We start from the raw sequence: 852 nt of genomic DNA, 5'->3' as shown, positions 1-852 counted from the left end.
CGGCGGCCCAGCAGGCCTTCCGTGACCACCTGAAGTACCTGTCGGCCGGGCAGATCGACCAGTGGGTCGAGCTGTTCACCGAGGATGGCGTGCTGGAGTTCCCCTACGCCCCGGCCGGGTTCCCCGAGTCCGTCAAGGGCAAGACGGAACTGCACGAGTACATGAAGAACTTCCCCGAGCACTTCGAGGTCGAGTTCACCGACCTGCGCTTCCACGAGACCACCGACCCCGCGCTGGTCATCGCCGAGTTCGCCTCCCGCGGCACCGCACTGGCCACGGGACGCCCCTACAACCAGCGTTACATCTCCCTGGTCGAAACCCGTGACGGTCGCATCAGCCGCTACGTCGACTACTGGAACCCGCAGGTGGCCGCCGAATCGCTGCGCGGCGCCGAGGTCGACGGCGTCTTCTCCAGCATTCGCGATCTGGCCTGAAAGGCCTCCGGGAGGTCAGGGCCGCCGGGCCCCGACCTCCCGGGCACTCCACCCGTCAACAGCTGATAATCACTCCAATACGAGCTGGTGAGGCGCCTGGTGTCGGGGTGTGCCGTAGGTGAACTGTCACGAATCACCGACCGGTGGATGACCGTCCCACCGCAGTCTGCGCGTCGGCTGCCGCGCGCACGATGTCAGCCAGTTCTGCGGCGGACTGTCCGCCACCCGCGTCGATGCGATCCATGCCCAGCCTGTCGATGGCCTCGATCATGAGTGTCTGGTAGCGCTCGGTGCGGGCCAGGAACGTGTCCATCAGGGCCTGTTCCTCGTCTATGGCTGCCTCATAGCGGCCCGCCGCGTGAACGCGGGCGCGTACCACGGAGTCGTCGGCGGTGAGCCAGACGGCGGCCGTGCGCGG

1 protein-coding gene and 1 pseudogene are annotated in these 852 nt (G+C 67.3%); one reads left to right on the top strand and one right to left on the bottom strand.

Annotation, left to right across the window (positions count from 1 at the left end):
• Nucleotides 1-434 (top strand): nuclear transport factor 2 family protein (locus tag CCN42_RS27800; protein WP_086739717.1); only part of this gene is annotated, 434 nt, incomplete at its 5' end.
• Between the two features lie 133 nt (nucleotides 435-567).
• Here CCN42_RS27800 and CCN42_RS27795 read toward each other — a convergent pair.
• A pseudogene (locus tag CCN42_RS27795) lies at nucleotides 568-852 on the bottom strand (hypothetical protein); the annotation flags it as partial.

The sequence above is a fragment of the Streptomyces glaucescens genome, from assembly GCF_002154375.1.
In the GTDB taxonomy this organism is placed as follows: Bacteria; Actinomycetota; Actinomycetes; order Streptomycetales; family Streptomycetaceae; genus Streptomyces; species Streptomyces glaucescens.
This window is presented reverse-complemented; position numbering and strand designations above follow the sequence as displayed.